We start from the raw sequence: 23,551 nt of genomic DNA, 5'->3' as shown, positions 1-23,551 counted from the left end.
CAGTGTAAAGGCTTGCCCTGGCAATTACAGCAGCAAGAACAACGTGACACTCGACATTCGTTCACAATTTCGGAAAATAGCCCAAAACTGCCACAATATTATGCGTGACTTCACCGATTTTTCCGCCATCCGCGCCGCAGTTCGTTGAATACGACGCCCCGTGGAGTGAAACGCCGCACTCACCTGCACCGCGCTTCGGCGTGCAGCGGGTGGACGACGGCGTGGATATTTGCCTGCATGCAGGGCATGCAAATCGCGTGGATATTTGCTTTTTTGACCGCCGCGGAAACGAATGGCACGAGCGCCGTTTCCAACTACACCGCGCTCTACATGGGAATTGGCATGGACATGTAGCCGGAATTGACGCTGGTCAAGCCTACGGTTTCCGAGTGTACGGCCGCTGGGATCCCGATGCCGGAATGCGTCACAACCCCGCCAAGGTTCTACTTGACCCGTACGCACGAGCTTTTGCCCAAAATCCGCAGCTCCATCAAGCAATCTTTTCGCATCAGGTGGATGAGAATTTCGCACCGTTGCCCGGCAATCTCGCCTGCACTCTGGATTCTGCACCCTATTGCGCCCTCGGAATGGTCACTCACGAGGCACACCATCCCATTCGCCGTCCGCACGTGCCATGGGATCAAACAGTGATCTATGAAGCTCATGTGGTAGGCCTAACTCGTTGTTTGCCAGATATTCCGGCACATCTGCGCGGCACTTATGCAGGAGTTGCCCATCCTGAAACGATTCGATACCTTAAAGGGCTTGGAATCACCACGATAGAATTGCTGCCAATCCAGGCAAAATTTTCCGAACCATTCCTCACCCGAAAAGGTCTGGAAAACTATTGGGGCTACAATACGCTCTCATATTTTGCGCCCGAGCCAAGCTACGCCACTGAGGCAAATCGCAATGCTGGCCCCTCAGGCGTGATCGACGAGGTCAAAGGCATGGTTTCCCTGCTGCACGACGCCGGCATCGAGGTTATTCTTGACGTCGTCTACAACCACACGTGTGAGGCCGGAGTCGATGGACCTACGCTGAGCTGGCGAGGCATCGATTCCACCGCCTACTACCGTCATGATTCACGTCAGCCGGGCAGGTTCAAAGACACCACAGGCTGTGGCAATTCTTTTGATTTCCGCCGGCAAGCAGTCGTGCAGCTCACGCTCGATTCTTTGCGCTATTGGGTGGAATGTATTGGCGTTGACGGATTCCGTTTCGACCTCGCCCCTACTCTCAGCCGCGAGGGCGACACTTTCAACCGCAACCATCCTCTTTACGTGGCGATGGCTACCGATCCAGTTTTACGTTCGGTCAAGCTCATTAACGAGCCGTGGGATCTGGGCATCAACGGCTGGCAGACTGGCAATTTCCCCTCTCCAACAGCTGATTGGAATGATCGATTCCGCGATTCCCTCCGATCTTTTTGGCTGTGTGAGCCGGCCGCTATTCACGCCGGCGGGCAAGGCTGCGACCTGCGCGATATCGCCACTCGCCTCTCTGGTTCCGCTGATCTCTTCGGCCACGGCCGGATCCCAGGCGGGCGCGGTATCCATTCTTCGATAAATTTCGTCACTGCCCACGACGGTTTTACTGTACGTGACCTCGTCTCCTACAACGAAAAACACAACGAAGCAAACCTCGAAGACAATCGCGACGGAACTACGAACAACCTCTCGTGGAACCACGGTTCCGAGGGGGACGACGGCGTAAGCGCAACGTCCGAGATCGCCGTCGCCCGTCGTCGTTCCATCCGTAACCTACTCGGAACTCTCCTGCTCAGCGCAGGTACGCCAATGATTAACGCAGGCGACGAATCGCTGCGCACCCAGCGCGGTAATAACAATGCGTATTGCCAAAACTCAGATATTTCTTGGATGGACTGGGAAATCACTGGCGATTCACGCAATCTCTACGAAACGGTGTCTTATCTCAATTCTTTGCGTCGCGAGCATCAGGTGCTGCGTCCAACCGCGTTCTACACTGGTGAGGTTAGCGAAAACGACTCGATTCGCGATTTAGAGTGGTTCGATGCCACTGGCACGTCGATGGCAGACTACAAATGGTTCGACACCAATATTCGCACGTTGCAGATGTTGCGCTCGGGCAAAGGCGAGGACGTTGACGCACTGATGGTAATCAACGGGTCTATCGACGACGTTCACGTGACTTCGCCGCATGGCCGCGGGCAATCTTATGAGCTCGTGTGGGATTCCGTGTGGGAATCGCCAAATGAAGCGCACTGCGCTGCGTCGTTTGCTGCTGAATCCACCGCCCTCATGCCATGGCTTTCAATGCGGCTGTATTTTTCCACGTCACAGAGCTCATAGAGATAATATTGAGGCGTCGCTTCAAATGGCAGGCACGTACACGCTGATGACAAGTACTCAGCCGCTGATCACAGATACGCAGACCCTGATTTTCGCACGCGCACTCAAAGCCGGTAGGATATTTTGCAGAGTAAAGGAAGAAAAATGACTGCACATAATGTTCAAGATGCCCTAGAGAATGCCACATCCGACGCTTCGTTAGCGCGTGCACGTGAAGTGAGCGCAAAGATCAAGGAAGCGATCGCTAAGGATCCAAGCGAGTTTCGTGTACTCACCGGAGATCGCCCAACTGGCAATCTGCATATTGGGCACTACTTTGGCTCACTACGCAACCGCGTCGAATTGCAACAAAAAGGCGTCGACACTTGGTTGCTGATCGCTGATTACCAAGTGATTACTGATCGCGACGGAGTTGGCCCGATCAAAGATCGCGTTTATTCCTTGCTCACTGATTATTTGGCAATCGGCATGGATCCGCAGCGCACAACATTCTTCGCGCACTCCCAAATTCCTGAGCTCAACGAGCTGATGCTGCCTTTCCTCTCGCTCGTCACCGATGCTGAGCTTCGCCGTAACCCAACTGTGAAGGCAGAACTAGATGCCACAAACGGGCGGCCGATGTCTGGCCTGTTGCTCACTTACCCTGTGCATCAAGCAGCGGATATTCTGTTCTGCAAGGCAAATATTGTGCCGGTTGGCAAAGATCAGCTCCCTCATCTTGAACAAGCCCGCGTGATTGCCGACCGTTTCGAGGCTCGCTATGGCTTGGCTCCTTCTGGAAAGTCCGTGTTTCCACGGCCCCAAGCGCTTTTGTCTGAAGCCGAAAGCGTGCTGGGATTAGACGGCACCAAGATGAGTAAATCACGTGGTAATACCATTGAATTAGGCATGACTGCCGATGAAACTACCAAGCGCATTAAGAAAGCAGTCACTGATTCTGATCGCCATATCACTTTCGATCCGATCAACCGCCCAGAAGTATCGAATCTGCTGCTTCTAGCTGCACTCGCCACGAATGGCGATCCGCACGAAATCGCTGCTGAGATTGGCGACGGCGGTGGCGGCACTTTGAAGAACGTCGTCACGGAGGCACTAAATGAGCATCTCGCTCCGATTCGTGCCAAGCGCCTCGAATTGGCACAAGATCCGGCTTACCTTGCCGATGTGCTTCACACCGGTATTGCTCGTGCGCGTGAGCAGGCACAAGAGACGCTTCGCGAAGTGCACGCAGCAATCAATATGGTGTACTGAGCGGGCGAGGCATCGCCTGAGGAAACGACTATGCAGTCACGCACTGAGGATTTTAGGGGCTGTTTTCGCAACATCTGAATATATATCGAGATGTTGCGAAAACAGCCCCTACTTTCTACTACCCTCGCCCGACAGCTGACTTATCCGATACTTCTGCCTGTTCTTTTTCAGCATCGTTATTGCAGTTATTGCACGCGGCAAGGATTTTTTCTAAGTTCTCTGCAGAAAACAGCGCGTCAAGTGCGCTCATTCCCGCTCCGATAAGTCCACCACGATTCGCTAGCTGAGCAGGCGTGATAGTCACCGACTTTCGAATCATTCGCGGCACCCCTTCCCCAGCACTATCTCTAATTCCTTGGTAGATCAAATCTGAATACGCCGTGAGGTTGCCTCCAACCACCACCACCCCTGGATTGAGCATGGTAATGAGCGGTGCGATGGCCGATCCAATCTTCACTCCCGAGGCGTAGAGTTCATCGCGCACAAGTGAATTTCCAGCCACTGCAAGATCCATAATTTCGACCGAAGAACTGGCATCAATACCCTGCCATACCAGCGACGACGCTATTGCGCGGCCTCCTGCAACTGCTTCGAGGCAGTCGTCGTGTCCGCGTACGCATGGACGCCGTTCTGCGCCGCGAGCGCGCGCACCTACCTGTCGTATGTGCCCAACTTCAAAAGCTCCGCCGTCTTCGCCACGCAGGGGATCGCCGTCGTAAACCACCGAGCAACCTATTCCCATCCCCACCTTGATAAACATCATCATGCGAGTGTCGGGATGCTTAATACGCTGCTCAGCCATCGCCATGAAATCGACATCATGCCCAACCACAAACGGACCGGTAGTGAACCCGCCTAGTTCCTTGCGAACGTCGAAATCCTCCCATTGGCTGTGCCGATGTGATACGTAAGGTTCGTCAGTTTTGGGATTCAAAGGCACAGGTAAACCAACTGCTACCGAGCGGATAGGCGTCTTTGAACTGGATCGAAAGCGCGAGAACATATCGAATAGCTCGCGGCACGCCTCAGTTGGCGATTCAAAGGCCGCGAGCTCAGTTCCAAGGTTGTCTTCGAGCTCGCCGCGCATATTGACGATTCCAGCGCGCACGAAAGATGTTCCCACGTCCGCTACGAGAATCCGACCAAAAGAATTATTTAGGCAATAACGGCGCGCGGGCCGCCCACCCGTTTCGCGCTGTTCGTTCGCGACCGTCACTAGCCCGACGTCTTCAAGACTACGGAGCCAATCGTGCACGGTAACACGCGACATTCCGGTATTTTCGGTCAATTCGGCCTGAGTGGCAGCTCCTTGGCGCAAAAGAGAAACGATGGCACTTACGGGAGACGTTTTTGCTTCAACCGCCATGTTTCACCTGCTCTCTGCGCGGCAGCGGAATAAACCGAACCGCATCGTCCACTTTTGTCTATTCTAACGCCAGAAACATCTATTCAATCAACTTGACTTTTGTAAAGGACTGTACAAAAGTATGGCTTGTGAGCGAAGAGACACACTTTGCTCATGTCATATTCCATCTCAACGTCGAGACTCGAGGTAAGTATGCCTGATTCAACGTCCCTACTAAAACTCATGCCAGCCGAAGCTATGGCTGTCGGCGTGCAGGCGAGCACCTGGCAAGAAGCCATTGAAGCTGCTGGTAAAGGTTTAGTTGCCGGTGGAATCACAACCAGTGATTACATCGACGAAATGATCCAAACAGTCAATACCCTCGGCCCATACATTGTGATTTCCCCCGGTTTTGCCTTGGCACACTCACGTCCGTCTCCGTCTGTTCAGACCACAGGACTTTCGTGGGTGACCCTCGCCGAGCCGGTGGAATTTGGTTCGAAACGCAATGATCCTGTGAAGGTAGTTGTAGGACTCGCCGCACTCGATCACGACGCACATATCGTTGCGATGTCACAGCTTGCACGCTTAATCGCAGACAAGTCTCGATTCGCACAATTAAGCTCCTTGCCCAGCGTTGAGGCTGTGCGAGAAGCTATCGAATCCTATGAAAGGAATGCCCAATGAAGATCTTGGCAGTTTGCGGAATGGGAATTGGCACATCCATCATTCTGAAAATGAACATTGACTCAGCACTCACTGAGCTCAACATAGATGCTGACACCGAAGCGTCAGACATCTCAGCTGCACGTGGCGCCGCTGCCACCGCAGACCTCGTGCTCACCTCAGAAGAGCTCGTAGAACAACTCGGCGAAGTTGGAACACCCATCGAAGTAATCAACGATTTCACCGATATCGAAGAGATCAAATCCGCGATCTCACGGCACTTCTAGCACGCTTAAATAAATCAAAGAAGGAAAAACAAAATGAACGTTCTCCTCGGAATATCAAACTTTCTGGTGAACCAAATTCTTTCGGTTCCTGCTTTTCTGGTGGGAATTATCGTTGCAATTGGCCTTGCAGCGCTAAAGAAGAATTCCGGTCAGGTGCTCGGCGGAGCACTCAAAGCCATCATGGGCTTCCTGATTCTTTCCGCTGGTGCAGGCGTTGTAGTTACCGCGCTAACACCACTGGGCACGATGATTCTCGGCGCTACCAACGCACAAGGCGTAGTGCCAACAAACGAAGCTATCGTTTCCATCGCACAAGAGCAGTTTGGCGGCACCACCGCTTACGTGATGATCCTCGGCTTCATCATCTCGCTCATCTTGGCTCGATTCACGCCATTGAAGTACGTTTTCCTCACTGGTCACCACGTATTCTTCATGGCGACGATGCTCACCGTCGTCCTCACGACGGCGAAGGTCAACGAGGCTATAGTCGTGATCGTTGGCGCAGTGCTCCTGGGCGTCATCATGGTTATCATGCCTGCATTCGCCCATCCTTACATGAAGAAGGTTACCGGCAATAACAACGTGGCAATCGGTCACTTCGGCACGCTCGGTTACATCGCAGCAGGCGCTGTAGGTTCTGCCGTCGGCAAGAAGTCCAAGTCCACCGAGGATCTCAAGCTTCCACAGGGACTCAACTTCCTCCGCGACTCAATGGTGGCCACCGCCCTCTCGATGGTGCTGTTCTATGCAGTGTTCTCGGTGTGGTACCTACTCAAGGTTGGTAACGAGACCGCATTTGCCGTCTTTGATCCTAAGAGCCCAGCGGCTGATACCGGCGCATACATCATGAAGGCACTCACCAACGGTTTGCAGTTCGGAATTGGTGTGGCGATCATTCTCTACGGCGTACGCATCATCTTGGGCGAAATCGTTCCAGCATTCCAAGGCATCGCAAAGAAGTTCGTTCCTGGCGCTGTTCCTGCCCTGGACTGCCCAATCGTATTCCCATACGCTCCTAATGCAGTTCTCGTCGGCTTCGTGTTCTCCTTCGTTGGTGGAATTGCATCGCTGCTGCTCTTGGCAACCGTCTTTGGTCCAGCATTCGGCCTTGCGCTGATCCTTCCAGGCATGGTTCCTCACTTCTTCACTGGTGGTGCAGCGGGCGTATTCGGAAACGCAACCGGTGGACGACGTGGCGCGATCCTCGGTTCGTTCGCAAACGGCGTCCTCATCACCTTCTTGCCAGCACTGCTGCTCAAGGTTCTTGGCTCGCTCGGCTTCGCAAACACCACCTTCGGCGATGCTGACTTCGGCTGGTACGGAATCCTGATCGGCAACGGCGTGAAGGCAGGCGGCGTGATCGGCATCGTGATCGTGCTTGTGATGGCAATCGCCCTTGTTGCACTGGCGGCCGTATGGCAGAAGAAGCGCGTTGATACTGGTTGGGAGCCAGCCACGGCACATACCGCTTTCATCAATGAGCTGAAAGAGCAGGAAAAGGTTGCAGCACAAGCAGCACGTGAAGCTAAGGTTCAGCAGTAAATACACAGCCTATCGTAGATAGACCTGAGTTTTACGCGCGCATATAGCGCAAACAATAAACGGTTGTGGTGCGGGGATTCGCAACAGAAATCCTCGCACCACAACCGTTAAAATTTTGGACTCCGCCATTGTGTTATACGCTTGTTGTGTGTCCGATAGCGATTTAGTCGCTTTACCACATATAGGGAGATTCATGACAGACGTCGATTTCACTACGTCCCTTGGGCAGCAAGTTCGCACCGTTTCCGGGCGAACCCCCAGCACAGCAACATCAATGGAGTATTGGGCAGCGCTTTCGAATACGGTGATGTCAATGCTCGCCGATAACTGGGAGAGCAGCGAAAATACGTACAATGCACGGCGTATGCAGCATTATTTTTCTGCAGAATTCCTCATGGGACGAGCGCTCCTTAACAATCTCAACAATCTCGGTTTAGAACAGCAGGCAAAAGCGGCTCTTGATTCCTTTGGGCAAAACCTCACCGATGTGCTCGAAGCAGAAAACGACGCCGCGCTCGGTAACGGCGGATTGGGACGCCTCGCCGCATGTTTCCTCGACTCCTGCGCCACCTTAAATTTGCCAGTGCGCGGATATGGAATCCTCTACCGTTACGGACTTTTCAAACAGTTCTTCGAAAATGGCTACCAAGGCGAGAAGCCTGACGCTTGGATGGAAGAGGGCTACCCGTTCGTCATCCGCCGCGAAGAAGAACAAAAGCTCGTTCATTACAACGACCTCACCGTGCGGGCAATCCCCTACGATATGCCTATCACTGGATACGGCACCAATAATGTGAATACGTTGCGCTTGTGGAAATCCGAACCGATGGAGGATTTTGACTACAACGCCTTTAATTCCCAGCGATTTACGGACGCTATCGTCGAACGCGAGCGCGTCAATGACATTTGCCGTGTGCTCTACCCGAACGACACAACGTTCGAGGGTAAAGTCCTTCGCGTGCGCCAGCAGTACTTCTTCTGCTCGGCATCTTTGCAGGCCATTGTTGAAAATGAACTAGCTGAGCGCGGCGGTATAAACAATTTCGGCAAGTTCAATTCGATCCAGCTCAACGACACCCACCCTGTTTTGGCGATCCCTGAACTCATGCGCATTTTGCTCGATGAGCACGATATGGAGTGGGACGACGCATGGGCAATTGTTTCGCAAACCTTTGCCTACACGAACCACACGGTTCTGGCCGAAGCTCTTGAGACCTGGGAAATCGCTATTTTTGAGCGTCTTTTCCCGCGGATTCTTGAAATCATCCGAGAAATTGATCGCCGCTTCCGCCTCGAGCTGAGCGAAGCAGGCTTCCACCCTGGAAAAATCGATTATATGGCACCTATCGATGGAAACCGCGTGCGTATGGCATGGATTGCTTGCTATGCAGCCTATTCCATCAATGGAGTGGCCGCTCTTCACACTGAAATCATCAAGAAAGACACCCTTCACGACTGGTACGACGTGTGGCCGCACAAGTTCAATAACAAGACGAATGGCGTGACGCCGCGGCGCTGGCTCAACCAGTGTAACCCGCGTCTAGCTGCGCTTTTGACCCGTGCGCTAGGTAGTGATGCTTGGGTGCGCGATCTTGACGAACTCAAGAAAATCGGTTCGCTGGCCGATATTCCAGAAGTTCTTGACGAACTCAATGAGATCAAGTACCAGAACAAGGTTGATTTTGCCCGCTGGATCAAAGAGCGCCAAGGCATTGACATCGATCCTGAGGCCATTTTCGACGTGCAAATCAAACGTCTGCACGAATACAAACGCCAGCTCATGAATGCCCTCTATATTCTGGATCTTTACTTCCGAATTAAAGACAATCCAGAGCTCACCGTGCCACCGCGCGTCTTCATTTTTGGAGCCAAGGCAGCCCCTGGATACGTGCGTGCCAAGGCCATTATCAAGCTCATCAATGAAATCGGAAATCTCGTCAATAACGATCCAGATGTTTCGAAGATCATCAAGGTAGTGTTCGTTGAAAACTACAACGTTTCGCCTGCTGAGCACATTATTCCAGCTGCGGATGTCTCCGAGCAGATTTCGACGGCGGGTAAAGAAGCCTCCGGTACATCGAATATGAAGTTCATGATGAACGGAGCCCTCACCCTTGGCACGATGGACGGCGCAAACGTCGAAATCGTGGACGCTGTTGGCAACGACAATGCCTACATTTTCGGCGCCTTGGAGGAGGAGCTGCCGCAATTGCGCGCTTCGTATGATCCGCGTGCAGTAGCAGAGAATACGCCTGGTTTGAAACGCACCCTTGATGCCTTCGTTGACGGAACACTGAACGACGATGCCTCGGGAGCTTTCCACGATCTGCTCGGTTCTTTGCTTGATTCCAATGGTTGGGAACCGGCTGATGTCTACTATGTGCTTGGCGATTTCGCTTCTTATCGCGAAACTCGCGACGCAATTGCAGCTGATTACTACGCAGATCGCCGGCAATGGGCGGCAAAGTGCTGGCGAAACATCGTCGAATCTGGGCGCTTCTCCTCCGACCGCACGATCAATGACTACGCTCAAGAAGTGTGGAAGATTGAACCGGTAGCTATCTGAGGAACTGGCACAACTTCAAATTCGTTTGCTTGTGGAGTAACTGCGACGCGTTCAACACAATTCAATTAAGCTAGATATTGTGAAAAGTACTAAGAGTAAAGCACCTGCAAGCAAAGCTGTGACGATTCCTAAGAAGGCGCTTATTGGGCGCATTCCGATAGTCGACGTGTCGCCCTCCCTTGAAAATGGTCTCTGGGCTGCAAAAGCGTGTATTAACGAGTCTTTTCCAGTACAGGCAACCGTTTTCAGGGAGGGGCACGATCTTTTCGGTGCCGAATGTGTTCTTCTCGATTCGAACGACGCCGTGGTTCAGGTTGCTCCAATGCGCGACATCGCTCCTGGTCTGCGTCGTTACGAAGGCTGGCTCACTGCGCGCGACGGCGGTGCCCATTCTTTCTTCGTGCGGGCGTGGTCTGATCCAGTAGCGACCTGGGTTCACAACGCCAAAATCAAGATTGATGCCGGTGTTGATATTGAGTTAGTTTTCCTTGAAGCTGAGCAATGGTTAAATCGTGCTATCACCGGCGCGAAGGCAGATTCTAAAGCTCAGCAGATCTTTACCAATACGCTGGTCAAAGTAAAAAATTCAAAGCTCACTCCAGCAGAGCGACTCGCAGCAGCCACATCAGTTGAAGTTAATGATGCGCTCAGCAAGTATCCGGTGCGAGACTTTGTGACCGAATCTGCACGTTATCCCGTTTTTGTTGATCGGCAACGCGCACTCATCGGATCTTGGTATGAAATCTTTGTGCGCACTACAGGATGCTTCTTTGACCGCCGTTCGAAGAAGTGGGTGTCGGGAACGCTCAAAACTGCCGCCTTGGAACTGGACCGAATTGCGGGCATGGGCTTCGACGTCGTCTACCTCACTCCAATCCACCCGATTGGAACTACGAATCGCAAGGGCAGAAACAACACTCTCACTGCCGAAATCGACGATCCAGGCTCACCTTATGCCATCGGTTCAGAGCTCGGCGGCCATGATGCCATCAATCCCGAACTGGGAACTTTTGCGGACTTTGACGCTTTTGTTGCCCGAGCTCGCCAACTTGGTATGGAAGTGGCGCTCGATATTGCTTTGCAGTGCTCGCCAGACCACCCTTGGGTGAAAGAACATCCCGAATGGTTCACCACCCGCGCTGATGGAACGATTGCGTATGCAGAAAATCCACCCAAAAAATATCAAGACATCTACCCTCTGAATTTCGATAACGATCCTGAGGGCATCTACCAAGAGATTAAACGAGTCTTAGAACTGTGGGTTTCGCATGGTGTAACGATTTTCCGCGTGGATAATCCGCATACCAAGCCACTGAATTTCTGGCAGCGGCTGTTGCATGAATTTAGGATCAAGCATCCGCAGGTCATTTTCCTCGCTGAGGCATTTACACAGCCTCCGATGATGCAGACGCTGGGAATGATTGGATTCCACCAGTCCTACACCTACTTCACGTGGCGAAACGATAAAGAAGAGATTGAAGAATATCTCCAAGAAGTTTCGCGCGAGTCCGATGCGCGTATTCGCCCTGCATTCTGGCCCACGACGCACGATATTTTGACGCCGTATATGCAGCGTGGCGGCACTCCTGCTTTCCATATCCGCGCGATACTAGCCGCAACAAGTTCTCCTACCTGGGGAATTTACTCAGGCTACGAACTGGCAGAAAACATCGCGCGCCAAGGTGCCGAAGAACAAATCGATAACGAGAAGTACGAGTTCAAGGAGAGAAACTTCGCGGCAGCTGAGCACAATGGCATCGCCAAACTACTGCGTGAACTCAACGCCATTAGAGCGAACCACCCTGCCCTACAGCGCCTGCGTAACCTGACAATCCATCCCACCTCAAACGACAAGATCCTGTGCTTTAGCAAAACGGTGCGCCTCGAAGAAAACAACGGCAACACCGATTCTGTGATTGTGGTGCTCAACCTCGATCCGTATGCGTCTCGCGAGGCAGTTATCGATTTGGATGTGGAAGCTCTCGGCGCACAAGCTCGCTGGGACGCCGGCGCGATTCTCGAAGTGACTGATGAGCTGAGTGGCGAAACGTACGAGTGGAATCATCGCCCTTATGTTCGTCTTGATCCACATGGACGCGTAGCACATATCCTCAACGTAAAGGTTTTGTAGTATATGACTATTTCTGCAGCTAATCCCAATACTTTCCCACCTAATAACCTCGTTCTTCGCCTCGGTAACGACGGCGGCGGCTTGAGTAACGATCCAGATTGGTTCCGCACTGCCGTATTCTACGAAGTTCTGCTCCGCTCTTTCAATGATTCCACAGGCTCTGGAACAGGCGATATGCGTGGGCTAGTGGATCGTTTGGACTATCTCCAATGGCTCGGTGTGGATTGCTTGTGGATTCCGCCGTTCTACCCCTCGCCTATGCGCGACGGCGGCTACGATATTTCCGATTACACCGACGTCGACCCCAAATACGGTTCGCTCGCGGACTTTTCTGAGCTGGTAACCAAAGCTCATCAGCGCGGTATCCGCATCATTATTGACCTCGTGGTCAATCACACCTCTGATCAGCATCCTTGGTTCAAAGAGTCCCGCGAAAATCCAGATGGACCCTATGGGGACTTCTACGTATGGCGCGATACCAACGAGGGCTATCCCGATGCGCGCGTAATTTTTGTGGATACCGAAGAATCAAACTGGACCCTGGACGCGCAACGGCGTCAATACTTCTGGCATCGCTTCTTCTCACACCAGCCCGATCTCAATTACGAGAATCCAGCCGTGCGCGAAGCGATCAAAGACGTTGTGCGTTTCTGGTGCAAATTCGGAATTGACGGTTTCCGCCTTGACGCAGTGCCATATCTCTTTGAAGAAGAGGGCACAAACTGTGAAAATTTGCCGCAAACTCACGCTTTCTTGGCCGAATTGCGCGCGATGATTGACGCCGAATTCCCTGGGCGTATCCTGCTGGCTGAAGCCAATCAGTGGCCACAGGACGTGGTGGAATACTATGGTTCGACTGAGCAGCCTGAATGCCATATGTGTTTTCACTTCCCAGTGATGCCGCGTATTTTCTATGCCTTGCGCGATCAGCGTGCCACGGCTATTCGCGATATTCTGACTGAAACACCTGCAATTCCGGCGGGTACTCAGTGGGGAACCTTCTTGCGTAATCACGATGAATTGACGCTCGAAATGGTGTCCACCGAAGAACGCGAGCGCATGTACAGCTGGTACGCAGAAGATCCACGCATGAGAGCAAACGTCGGCATCCGGCGTCGGCTTGCTCCCCTGTTGGGAAATTCGCGCTCCGAAATCGAACTCGCCCACGCGCTCTTGCTCTCTCTTCCTGGTTCACCGTGCCTGTACTACGGCGATGAAATCGGTATGGGCGACAACATCTGGCTCAACGACCGCGACTCGGTTCGCACTCCTATGCAGTGGACTCCTGATCGCAATGGCGGATTTTCCATTGCCGATCCGGGCAGACTCACCTTGCCGGTGGTCCAGTCGCTGGTGTTTAACGCGCAGGCAGTGAACGTCGAATCCCAATTGGCTCAGCCAACTTCACTCCTGCACTGGATTAAGAACTTGCTAGAAGTGCGCAAATCCTATCCGGTTTTGGGTCAAGGCAGCTTTGAATTATGCGAGTGTGATACCGAATCAGTGCTCAGTTTTGTGCGTGCGGACGATCAGCAGACCGTTTTGTGCGTGATGAACCTCGCGCAGACGCCTGTGTCGTGCACGCTTTCGCTCCCCCAGTATGCGGCAGGCGCAGTGCGCGAGGTATTCGGTGGCAACAGTTTCCCTCCGATTGGTGAGGACGGCGCATACCCGCTCACGATCGCCGGTCGCTCGTTCTACTGGCTAAGCATCGATCGCGCTAGCCGTTCAACAATTGACCACACGGGTCACGCAGCTCATACGGAATCTTCAGTGAGCTCTGCGCTGCCTTCTGCAGCAAGTTCTACCCCTCCCGCTGAGGAGCTGAATTGAATGACTGCTCACGATTATGCCAATATTTCGCTGAACGAAAGTGTTTCCTTTCAAACGCAGCTCAACTCCTGGCTCGCTGGTATGCGCTGGTATGCCGATAAAACATCGCAATCGCCGGCATATATCAAAGATGAGTTCCTCTTGTTCGCGAACCGCATTGCGGCAGTGAAACTGCTCATTGTGGCTAGTGCCAACCAAGATTACTTCGTGCCGATTGTGCTACGAGGGCGCACGTCGTCCGCAATCGCAACCGACGGCATTGCCGCAGATAACGCCGCTGATGGCAGTGACGGTGTGGGGCACGAACGCAACCAGGGTGTCGTTGCCGGCAACGGCAACGGTGATGGCAACGAGGCGAGCTGGCACATCGGCGTCGTAGAAAATCCTGAGTGCCCCGAAACTTTGGTAGACGTTGTGGATGCGACGGACGACGAACTCGGACAGCTCACCTTGCTGAACTGCTGTTTCGGCAGCTCACAGACTCGAGCATACACTGAATCCTTCCTCGAGGCATCTGTTTTGCGGGCAAGCGTGGAGGAACTACCAGCAATCAGTTCAGTGGAGAAGATGCGCGCTGAGCAGTCAAATACCTCAATCGTGTACCGTTTTGCGCAACCTGATTCTTTCAACACTGCTGGATTGATCGTCAAACTGCTGCGTATCGTGCAAATTGGCAAGAATCCAGACGTAGAATTGCAAACCGCACTTGACTCGCGCGAGCCGCGCACGGTTCCGAAACAGTATGCGTCCGCGCGCGTTGCGCTGGGACGGATAGCGAATTCCGCCACCGCTTTCGTGCGTAGTGCCGACGCCGGATATGCAGATTTGCTGGTAGCGCAGGAATTTCTCGGTGGCTCGGTTGATGCTTGGCAGGTATTTCTTGACGAGCTTGACGCCGTGACTTCCGCTCCGAGCAGGCCAGATGATATTCGAGCTTTAGGAATGCTCACGGCAGACTTTCATTCGCAGCTGCGGGATCTATTTCCGGCTTCCGCGGTAACAGAAGATCGAAAAGAAGCAATCGTTGCCGGGTGGAAGGAGCGCGCGGAACGCGCAGTGGAGTGCGCTCCTGAGCTTCGTGATCATTTGGGCGACATTGAATCGGTATTCGAAAAAGCAAAGGCTGCCCAATGGCCTGATTTACAGCGCATTCACGGCGACTACCACCTCGGCCAAGTTTTGCAGGTGCCAGGTCAAGGCTGGAAAGCTCTCGATTTTGAGGGCGAACCAATGCGCCCATTATCGGAGCGAACTCAACCTGATCTGGCGCTACGCGATGTGGCTGGAATGTTGCGGTCCTTTGACTACGTAGCTGGTGCGGCGCAACTTGCCGGGAAACCGGCGTCGTTCACTCAGCAGTGGGCTCAGGAAGCAAAAGCACTCTTCATGCAAGGATACGGCGCGATTTCGGCCGAGGAAGAAATACTCTTGGCCGCTTTGACGCTCGACAAAGCACTCTACGAAGTCGCCTATGAAGCCAGCTACCGGCCGCGTTGGTTGCAAATTCCGGTAGGCGCAGTCAACGAAATTCTAAACTTCCATAAATCCACCAGCGAAAATTGACCACGTTAGCCATGAAAAAGTGGGAGACTTACATTATGAATTCGAACGCAATCATCGTCGCACCTGATATCCTCGATGCCGTCTCGCACGGCAGCTACCATGCTCCACACGATGTGCTCGGACCACATTCGGATGGCGAAAACGTCACTGTACGAGTGATTCGCCAGCTCGCAGACGCCGTAAGCATCGTTACTAGCGCCGGAGAGTTCGAAGCAGCCCACGAACATAATGGGATCTGGACGGCTGTAACTCCTGGGGCTGATGTTCCAGACTACCGTGTGCAGGCAACCTATGGCGAGGAAGCACAGCTCTCTGACGATGCGTACCGTTTCCTCCCCACTATCGGGGATATGGACGAGTACCTTTTCATGGAAGGTCGCCACGAGCGCTTGTGGGAGATGCTCGGTTCGCACTTGCGCGAGTACGAGACGACGATGGGTACCGTGCGTGGCACAAGCTTCAGCGTCTGGGCACCTAACGCACGCGCGGTTCGCGTTGTAGGAGATTTCAACGGTTGGAATGGCGTGGGCGCGGCAATGCGCACCCTAGGTTCAACCGGCGTTTGGGAAATCTTTATTCCTGGTGCAAGCGCTGGTGCTCATTACAAGTTCGAAATTCAGTATCAGGACGGCTCGTGGCATCAGAAGGCAGATCCGATGGCGCGCCAAACCGAAGTTCCGCCGTCAACAGCGTCGATCATTACGGAAAGCTCTTTCACGTGGGAAGATTCGCACTGGCTTGACCAGCGCAGTGCCACAGATGCCCATAGCGGCCCCGTGTCAGTTTACGAAGTACACCTCGGCTCGTGGCGCGCTGGACTCAGTTACCGCGAACTTGCCAAGCAGCTCATTGGGCACGTTAAGTATCTGGGCTTCACCCATGTGGAGTTCATGCCAGTAGCTGAGCATCCTTTTGGCCCGTCGTGGGGCTACCAGGTAACTTCCTACTATGCTCCAACCTCTCGTTTTGGTTCGCCAGATGACTTCCGTTATCTCGTCAACGAACTCCATAAAGCGGGCATTGGGGTAATCATGGACTGGGTACCAGCGCACTTCCCGAAAGACGCCTGGGCACTGGCACGTTTCGATGGCACACCACTTTATGAAGACCCCAACCCCCTGCGTGGAGAACACCCAGATTGGGGCACATACGTATTCAACTTCGGCCGCAATGAAGTGCGCAACTTCCTCGTAGCAAATGCACTCTACTGGCTGGAAGAATTCCACATCGATGGTATTCGCGTTGACGCTGTAGCCTCGATGCTCTACCTGGACTACTCGCGCGAAGCTGGCAAGTGGCAGCCGAATATCTACGGTGGGCGCGAAAATCTTGAAGCTATTTCTTTCATCCAAGAAGCCAATGCCACTGCATACCGCAACCATCCTGGCATCATGATGATCGCAGAAGAATCCACTTCGTGGGGCGGCGTCACTGGTCTAACCGAAAACGGCGGCTTGGGCTACGGCTTGAAGTGGAATATGGGATGGATGAACGACACCTTGCACTATTTGCAGGAAAATCCCATCAACCGCCGCTGGCATCATGGTGAATTGACGTTCTCACTGGTATATGCGTTCTCGGAGCAATTCCTCTTACCTATTTCCCACGACGAAGTCGTTCACGGCAAGGGATCGCTCTATTCCAAGATGCCTGGCGATCATTGGCAAAAGCTCGCCGGTGTGCGTTTGCTCTTCGGGTATCAGTGGTCACACCCAGGCAAACAACTGCTTTTCATGGGTCAAGAATTTGCGCAAATTGACGAGTGGAGTGACGGCCACGGGCTCGATTGGTGGCTCACCGATAATCCAGCGCATGACGGCGTGATGCAGTGCGTTAAAGCTCTCAACGAAGTCTATGTTTCGCATCCTGCGCTGTGGTCAGATGATTTCAAGAACTCCGGTTTTGAGTGGATCGATGTTTCCGACGGCGATCACAACGTTCTCTCCTACCTGCGCAAGTCTGCTGACGGTTCGCAAGTTGTGGCAGTGATCTGCAATTTTGCCGGCGTTCCACACAACGACTACCGCGTTGGTCTCCCCCAAGCCGGCGGTTGGAAAGAAATTTTCAACTCCGATGCCAAAGAATTTGGTGGCTCCGGCGTCGGAAATATGGGACGTGTGGAAGCAGAGGAAATCGGTTGGAATGGTCGCCCATATTCGGCAACTGTCCAGCTACCACCTTATGGCGTGATTTATCTCGAACCTGAGGATCTCAACTAGATGACTGGAAATCGGATTCGCCTTTCAGACGTCGCCGAACGAGCTAGCGTATCACCAGCAACGGTGTCTCGCGTGCTCAATGGGAAGAATACGGTTGCCTCGAGCACTCGCTTGTCGGTGTTAGCAGCGCTGGAGGAATTGGGTTATGAGGCGCCGCCTTTCTTGCGTGAGCGCAAAGATGGCTCTATCGGACTGATTCTTCCTGAGCTGACGAATCCCATATTTCCGCTGTTTGCACAGCAACTTCAGATGGCAATGTCCGTGCATGGCTTTACTACTCTGTTGGGAGCGTATGCCGCGAGCGATCCTCTTGAAGAACGCTACGTTGACGCGATGGTCGATCAGCACGTTGCAGGCATCATCTTTGTGTCTGCCTTGCACGCTGATAGAGATGCCGATCTGGATCACTACCATCGACTAATATCGCACAATATTCCTTTCGTGACGATCAACGGGCGAAATCCTCAGCTCAATGCGCCCGATATTTCGACCGACGACGCCTCAGCAGTGAACCAAGCACTGCGGTATGTGATTTCCCAAGGTCATCGAAATATTGGTCTCGCCACTGGTCAGTTGAGATTTCTTCCTGCGCACGAAAAATCCCAAGCATTTAGCGCTGCAATGCATTCGCTTTTGCCCGATTCTCCCATCTACGAGGCCAATACTTTGTTTACCGTAGAAGGCGGTTACGCTGCAGCTGAGCAGCTGGTATCCCAAGGTTGTAGTGCAATTATTTGCGCATCAGACGTGATGGCACTGGGTGTGATCCGCTACTGTCACGCGCACGGACTCGATGTTCCGAACGACGTATCCGTCATTGGATACGACGATTCACCGTTCGTCGCCTTTACGAATCCACCACTTACCACCTTGCGCCAACCAGTAAAAGAAATGGCTGAGGCAGCAGTATCGACGCTTATCACACGGATCAATAACGGCAGCGGTTCTATTAGCTCCGTCCGTTTCGCACCTGAGTTGATCGTTCGAAACTCAACTGGCCCTGCACAGTAATGTGGCACTGCTACATAGCAGTGCCACATCCAGTAACAACTGATTAAAATAGCGCGTTTGTCAAGGCCTTACGAGCAGTTTTCACTAGCTCGGTGCCGTTGCCAACCACATCAAAAAGTTCGATCACACGTTTGCGCACTTCTTCGCGATCATCGCCACTAACTACGCGGATCACATCGATAAGACGCCCAAAAGCTGCGTCAGGTCGGCCGTATGCCGTCTCCACATCGGCAGCGTCCAAATGCTTCTTGATGTCTTCAAATGGAGCCTGCTGAGCAGCAACAAGGATTTGCTGAGCACCTTCAGATGTGCCTTGCGGATTCAATATAGCTACCCGCTGCAATAACTCAACATGACGCAAGGACGTAAGCGCTTCGGCGTCGCCCGGATTTTCCTTCAATGCCTTCGTGTATGCGAGGTGAGCGGCCTCAAGATCGCCGCGCTGAAGTGCCTCTTGTCCCTCCTTGTGCAGCGGCGGAAGCTCTGGTTCGGCTGCAACCGCTTCGGCGTCGCCATTCAAAACGCCGGTGATCCCATAGCCAGCAGCGGCCTCAATCAACTTGGCGATCGTATTCTCAATATCTGCTCGTTCCGGCAGTCCCTGGAAAAGCGGTACCGGCTGACCTTGCAAAACTGCTGCCACAGCAGGCACTCCCGTGATTCCAAACATCGACGTTATTTCGCGCTCTGAATCGGTAGAAACCAAAGCAACCTGAATCTTGCCTTGTTGCGCATTGGCAATTTCCACCATGATGTCACGCAACTTGGCAGAATTTTCCGAATGAGTGGAGTGGAATACCATCACCACGGGCAAACTCATGGAATTCTTGAGTACCTGCTCCAGATTGGCGGTGCTTACATCCAAGGTGAATGGTCCTGGAACAACCTGCGCACCAGTGCCGGCAGCTCCTTGTGGTCCCTGATGCGAAGTAGGAGCCGTTCCCGCAGTCGGCGCGCTCCCCTGGGCTGGATTTGTCCGCAATGCCGCTAAATCAATAGCTCCACGCAACGCACTAGGCGAAATTCCGTCATTCACGTCCATCAGCCTTCTTTCGAGACACTTAGCAGGGTCGGAACAGATGCACCGAGTACTTTGACCGTCTTGTCTTGTGCATTTTGTGGCGGCACGTAGAAAGCTATTAACGCAGAATATTGCGCCACGACTGGTTTATCTACGTCCACAATGGCGTTATTAGCATCTTGGCTAAACATTGCACCAATATCACCACGCAATTTGAGTGTTGCACCCTCTTTAGTTTTGGCAACATACACACTGTATGCCAGCTCATTCACAATCAGAATTCCGCCGTCTTCAGTTGCCACAGCTTGTACAGGCTCAGGTCCAGCGGCAAAATGTGTTTGCACAGTGCCGTTATCGCCAATAGTTTGCGCCAAGTTATCTTGTTGCTTTGAGATCTGGGTAAATAATGGATCACCCGCAGAAAATGGCACGGTAGTAAGCTGTCGAGATTTGTTGTATTCCACGTATGCGTTAATAACCGCATTGGGATCTACCGCATATTTCTTTGGATCATCGGTAAGTTTGCCAGTTTGATTAGTCAAACTGGCTTTCAACTTCGGTGCCTGAACGCCCGGGAAGATCTGCACCTGACCCCATAAATGATATTGATCGCGCGCATTTAACTGATTCCAAATCGTCAATGACGGCAGATTCTGCTGATTGTTCGGCGCGGCAACGGCCATAATTGTGCGTGGGAAAGCTGCACCCGATGACACTGGCACAGCTTTTTCATCAACGACGACGGGCGGAATATTGTAGGAGTTACCCAACACTCGCTTGAGTCGATAGCGGGCATCACGATCACGTCGCAGACGATCACCGATGCGAGCACCGAGCTTATTGGCATCTGCTGCGGCATCTGCTTCAGCAATATTCTTATTTACCTCAGCTGCGATCTTGCTAAAAGTCTCTTTGGCAACCACAGCCTCAGCGACTTTCGCTGATGCCGGTGCAGGTGGCTCAGTTTGTGAAGCGCATGCCGACAGCATCAGCGCACTTGCAAACGCTAGGGAAACAGCGCGTTTCTTAGCCATTGTTCGCACCGCCCTTCTCTGAATTTGAACCATCGATATTTTCTGAACCATTGCCTGGTCCGCTAGCCGATTTGCTGTTGGTTCCGTTGACCGATTCACCGGCGGAATCATGCTCCGAACCATTGGCAAAAGTCCACAAGGATTTCCAATACTCGTTCTTTACTTGCTTCTCTTCGGAATCCTTGTGGTTGGGGTTCTGATCAGCCATTTCGTAGGCAGAGCTAGACGCCGAGTTGGCATCTTCTTGTTGACCTGCAACGATACTGGACGTCGCGGCGTCGTCAGAATCTTCCGTTGGCAGTACCACCCGATCTTGTGGCTGTAACTGACGCGAGCGCCACTTATCTGCCCGCAAGGTACCAGGCACGATAATCGCACCAAGCGCGCGATCTGTGTGCCGAACTTGGATTTCTCGATCCGTTTCTGGGCTGGCGATGTCTCCCTTAAAGGCAGGAAGAACTGAGGTTTGAGCTTCAGCAAACCGAGTTTTTTGTTCACGACGCCGGATCTGCCCTTCGCGAATCGCTTTTAGTTGCGCCCGGTCTTGGCTATCGCCAATCAGAAGGAATCCACCAATCAAGGCGAGCAATATTCCGATGAAAATCCACGGTATTGCGCCGTTCACCGTCTGCGGTTTTTCCCACGTGAGCGTTACTTCGGGGGCTTTCCCATTCAAAGTGCTCACAATCAGCGACCTGTTCGGGCCTTGGGCGGAACTGTATTCTACCTGTGCTTTGTCTTTTCCTTTACCAGATTTTATCCAAAGGTCAGATGGAGAAATATCAAACGCACCTTTGGAACCGAGCGCTTTATCGCTGGCGATTGTTTCTTGTTTTCCTTCATGCTCTTTGATTTTCGCAGTATCCCAGTTCTCGAAACCTGCGATTTCTACCGCAGCAGAATCACCAACATAAGCTTTTACGTCGTCGCTATTTCCAATACCCCACACCACAGTGTCGTCTGGCGCTTCGATGTTGATCGTGACCTTTTCGTTCACGAGGTTCAGCACTCCCGTGGATGTGAACACGAAAGTAGAATCTGAGACAGATTCCGAATTCAATGAAACGGTAGTCTCAGTGTCCTGCCACAGGGTAAAAACACTTGCAACAGCGGCTATGAGTACACCAATAACGGCAAGCGCAAAGCCGGCAAGTTGTCTTTTGGAAATGTCTTTCAATGTATTCTCAATTCGCAAGGAAACAAGATGAGCAAAAACTGCTCCTTTTAATTATAACGATTTGGCAACAATATGCCGCATCGTTTAGCACTACTCACAATTTTAGCGAATCTTTTCCTTAATTATTCCTTCGCCTAAGTGAGAAATTCGCGGTACGCTAGAGGCATAACTCAATACTTATGGAGGTTCCGTTGAACGAAGAAACACCCTCGTTCCCGATTGTGATGCGTGGATACGACCGTGCTCAAGTGGATGAGAAAGTCAATCAACTCACCGAAAAATTGGCTCATTCTCGCTCGCATGTAGCGAATCTAGATGCGCAAATCCTTCGACTATCCGGTGAACTCTCTCAAGCACAAGCGAATCTTAAAGAAAACGACCGTCCGTCTTACGCTGGCTTGGGAAGTCGAGTCGAGCGCCTGCTACGTTCCACAGAAGAACAGGCACTTGATGTTATGACGCAGGCTCGCCGCGATGCCAAGTTCATCATCGATTCTGCCCATAAAAAGGCAGAATCACTTCGCCTAGCTGCAGAAGAAGAAAGCCAAGCCCTCCTCGCTGCCGCTCAGAAAGACGCTATGGATATTCGTAATCTAGCTGCCAGTGAAGCACGCACCCGCACTGAAAATGCCGAGCAAGCGAGCGAAGAAATGCTCGCATCGGCACACCGCGAATCCGAGCGTATGCGCGAGCAGTCAGAAGCTTCGGCGGCTCATACCCGCTCTGCAGCTGAACACGAAACAACAGTACTGCGCTCTGAGGTACAAGACGAAGTTGCTCGCTTGCGCGCAGAAGCAGAGCGGGAAACCACTCAGATGCGCACCGAAGCACAGAATTACGCGGCCCAGGTGAAAGCAAATGCGGAATCGGAGGCAGCTTCGCTTCGCTCCGCCGTCGATCTCGAGATTTCTGAACTTCGCACGCAAGTGCAAAATGAAGTCTCCCAAATGCGCACTGAAGCTGAAGAAGCTATCGCTCAGCAGGCTAAGGAATCGGCAACAAAGCTCGCTGAAAAAGAAGCTCGGCTGCGCGAATCAGCTCAGACGATGATGGAGTCGGCCGAGTTCTCGGCACGCGAAGCCGAACAGCGCGTGGCGGAAGCTACCCAGCGAGCAAATCAGCTCAACGAAACGTCGTCACAAAAAGCAACCACAATTGTGGCACAGGCAGAGGAAGAAGCTCGCTCAATTCTCGCTGCTGCAAAAGAGGAGGCAGAGCGGATTCACCGCGCAGTTGAAGACGAGACCCAGCAAATGCGCAAATCTGCCGATGATCACGTGCAGTCCTTGGAAGATCAGCGCAATAGTCTCACTTCCTACCTCGACGATATTCGCGCCCTGCTGACAGGGTCTACTTCGTCGCTTGCTCTAGGAGAAATCGTCAATAGTGCTCACAGTAATACGGGAAATACCCTGGCTGCTGAGATTCACTTCGGCGAGGAAACCGGAACGGCGCACGAGAGTGAGAATCATGGTGATAACGTGATAGAAACTCACACAGATGCTGGTGAGGGCGCTGCTGAGAACGATCACAACGAAGAATCCAACTAAATACTCTTCGATAGCTATTTAC

General features: G+C 52.7%; 16 protein-coding genes. 12 read left to right on the top strand and 4 right to left on the bottom strand.

The features are described 5' to 3' along the window. The first annotated feature begins 104 nt into the window (after positions 1 to 104). Positions 105 to 2,333 carry a glycogen debranching protein GlgX gene (glgX, locus tag EZJ44_RS06580; protein WP_241658621.1) on the top strand — a complete coding sequence of 743 codons (2,229 nt, stop codon included), beginning with the start codon at positions 105 to 107 and terminating at the stop codon, positions 2,331 to 2,333. Between the two features lie 144 nt (positions 2,334 to 2,477). Further along, complete coding sequence (gene trpS, locus EZJ44_RS06575) at positions 2,478 to 3,584, top strand: tryptophan--tRNA ligase (protein ID WP_131281507.1); 1,107 nt, start codon at positions 2,478 to 2,480, stop codon at positions 3,582 to 3,584. A gap of 118 nt (positions 3,585 to 3,702) precedes the next feature. Here trpS and EZJ44_RS06570 read toward each other — a convergent pair whose 3' ends face one another. Beyond that, positions 3,703 to 4,950, bottom strand: coding sequence for an ROK family transcriptional regulator (locus tag EZJ44_RS06570; protein ID WP_131281505.1), 1,248 nt, complete (start codon positions 4,948 to 4,950; stop codon positions 3,703 to 3,705). Positions 4,951 to 5,103: 153 nt separating this feature from the next. Here EZJ44_RS06570 and EZJ44_RS06565 point away from each other — a divergent pair, with 153 nt between their 5' ends. The 9 genes from EZJ44_RS06565 (at position 5,104) to EZJ44_RS06525 (ending at position 18,747) form a co-directional block, all read left to right on the top strand. Further along, positions 5,104 to 5,616 carry a PTS sugar transporter subunit IIA gene (locus EZJ44_RS06565; protein WP_206661860.1) on the top strand — a complete coding sequence of 171 codons (513 nt, stop codon included), beginning with the start codon at positions 5,104 to 5,106 and terminating at the stop codon, positions 5,614 to 5,616. Beyond that, complete coding sequence (locus tag EZJ44_RS06560) at positions 5,613 to 5,882, top strand: PTS sugar transporter subunit IIB (protein WP_131281503.1); 270 nt, start codon at positions 5,613 to 5,615, stop codon at positions 5,880 to 5,882. The genes EZJ44_RS06565 and EZJ44_RS06560 overlap by 4 nt, the downstream gene beginning before the upstream one ends. Before the next feature lie 33 nt (positions 5,883 to 5,915). After that, entirely contained in the window at positions 5,916 to 7,424 is a 1,509-nt protein-coding gene (locus tag EZJ44_RS06555; RefSeq protein WP_131281501.1) for a PTS ascorbate transporter subunit IIC, read from the top strand. A gap of 193 nt (positions 7,425 to 7,617) precedes the next feature. After that, positions 7,618 to 9,990: a glycogen/starch/alpha-glucan phosphorylase gene (locus EZJ44_RS06550; RefSeq protein WP_131281499.1), complete on the top strand. Its 2,373-nt coding sequence runs from the start codon at positions 7,618 to 7,620 to the stop codon at positions 9,988 to 9,990. A 79-nt stretch (positions 9,991 to 10,069) separates the two neighbouring features. Then, the gene (locus EZJ44_RS06545; RefSeq protein ID WP_241658620.1) at positions 10,070 to 12,121 is read left to right on the top strand and encodes an alpha-1,4-glucan--maltose-1-phosphate maltosyltransferase; all 2,052 of its coding nucleotides are present in this window, start codon (positions 10,070 to 10,072) and stop codon (positions 12,119 to 12,121) included. Positions 12,122 to 12,124: 3 nt separating this feature from the next. Continuing rightward, a complete protein-coding gene (treS, locus tag EZJ44_RS06540; protein WP_131281495.1) occupies positions 12,125 to 13,954 on the top strand; it encodes a maltose alpha-D-glucosyltransferase in 1,830 nt (609 codons plus the stop codon). Beyond that, complete coding sequence (locus tag EZJ44_RS06535) at positions 13,955 to 15,517, top strand: phosphotransferase (protein ID WP_131281493.1); 1,563 nt, start codon at positions 13,955 to 13,957, stop codon at positions 15,515 to 15,517. It begins immediately after the preceding gene. Between the two features lie 35 nt (positions 15,518 to 15,552). After that, positions 15,553 to 17,736: a 1,4-alpha-glucan branching protein GlgB gene (glgB, locus tag EZJ44_RS06530; protein ID WP_191088404.1), complete on the top strand. Its 2,184-nt coding sequence runs from the start codon at positions 15,553 to 15,555 to the stop codon at positions 17,734 to 17,736. After that, positions 17,737 to 18,747, top strand: coding sequence for a LacI family DNA-binding transcriptional regulator (locus tag EZJ44_RS06525; protein ID WP_131281489.1), 1,011 nt, complete (start codon positions 17,737 to 17,739; stop codon positions 18,745 to 18,747). Between the two features lie 43 nt (positions 18,748 to 18,790). On the opposite strand, the gene EZJ44_RS06520 is transcribed toward EZJ44_RS06525, so the two are convergent. Genes EZJ44_RS06520 through EZJ44_RS06510 form a run of 3 tightly spaced genes read right to left on the bottom strand, consistent with a single transcriptional unit; the run spans position 18,791 to position 21,829 of the window. Then, positions 18,791 to 19,789 (bottom strand): tetratricopeptide repeat protein, encoded by a 999-nt coding sequence (locus EZJ44_RS06520; RefSeq protein WP_131281487.1) that lies wholly within the window; start codon positions 19,787 to 19,789, stop codon positions 18,791 to 18,793. After that, the gene (locus tag EZJ44_RS06515; protein ID WP_131281485.1) at positions 19,789 to 20,802 is read right to left on the bottom strand and encodes a hypothetical protein; all 1,014 of its coding nucleotides are present in this window, start codon (positions 20,800 to 20,802) and stop codon (positions 19,789 to 19,791) included. The genes EZJ44_RS06520 and EZJ44_RS06515 overlap by 1 nt, the downstream gene beginning before the upstream one ends. Further along, entirely contained in the window at positions 20,795 to 21,829 is a 1,035-nt protein-coding gene (locus EZJ44_RS06510; protein WP_131281483.1) for a hypothetical protein, read from the bottom strand. Before EZJ44_RS06510 ends, EZJ44_RS06515 begins: the two co-directional genes overlap by 8 nt. A gap of 341 nt (positions 21,830 to 22,170) precedes the next feature. On the opposite strand from EZJ44_RS06510, the gene EZJ44_RS06505 reads away from it, so the two are divergent. Beyond that, positions 22,171 to 23,529, top strand: coding sequence for a DivIVA domain-containing protein (locus EZJ44_RS06505; protein ID WP_165496139.1), 1,359 nt, complete (start codon positions 22,171 to 22,173; stop codon positions 23,527 to 23,529). Positions 23,530 to 23,551 lie beyond the last annotated feature (22 nt).

The sequence above is a fragment of the Arcanobacterium bovis genome, assembly GCF_004331995.1.
GTDB lineage: Bacteria > Actinomycetota > Actinomycetes > Actinomycetales > Actinomycetaceae > Arcanobacterium_A > Arcanobacterium_A bovis.
The sequence above is the reverse complement of the archived record's forward strand: the minus strand, read 5'-3'. Positions and strand labels throughout refer to the sequence as shown.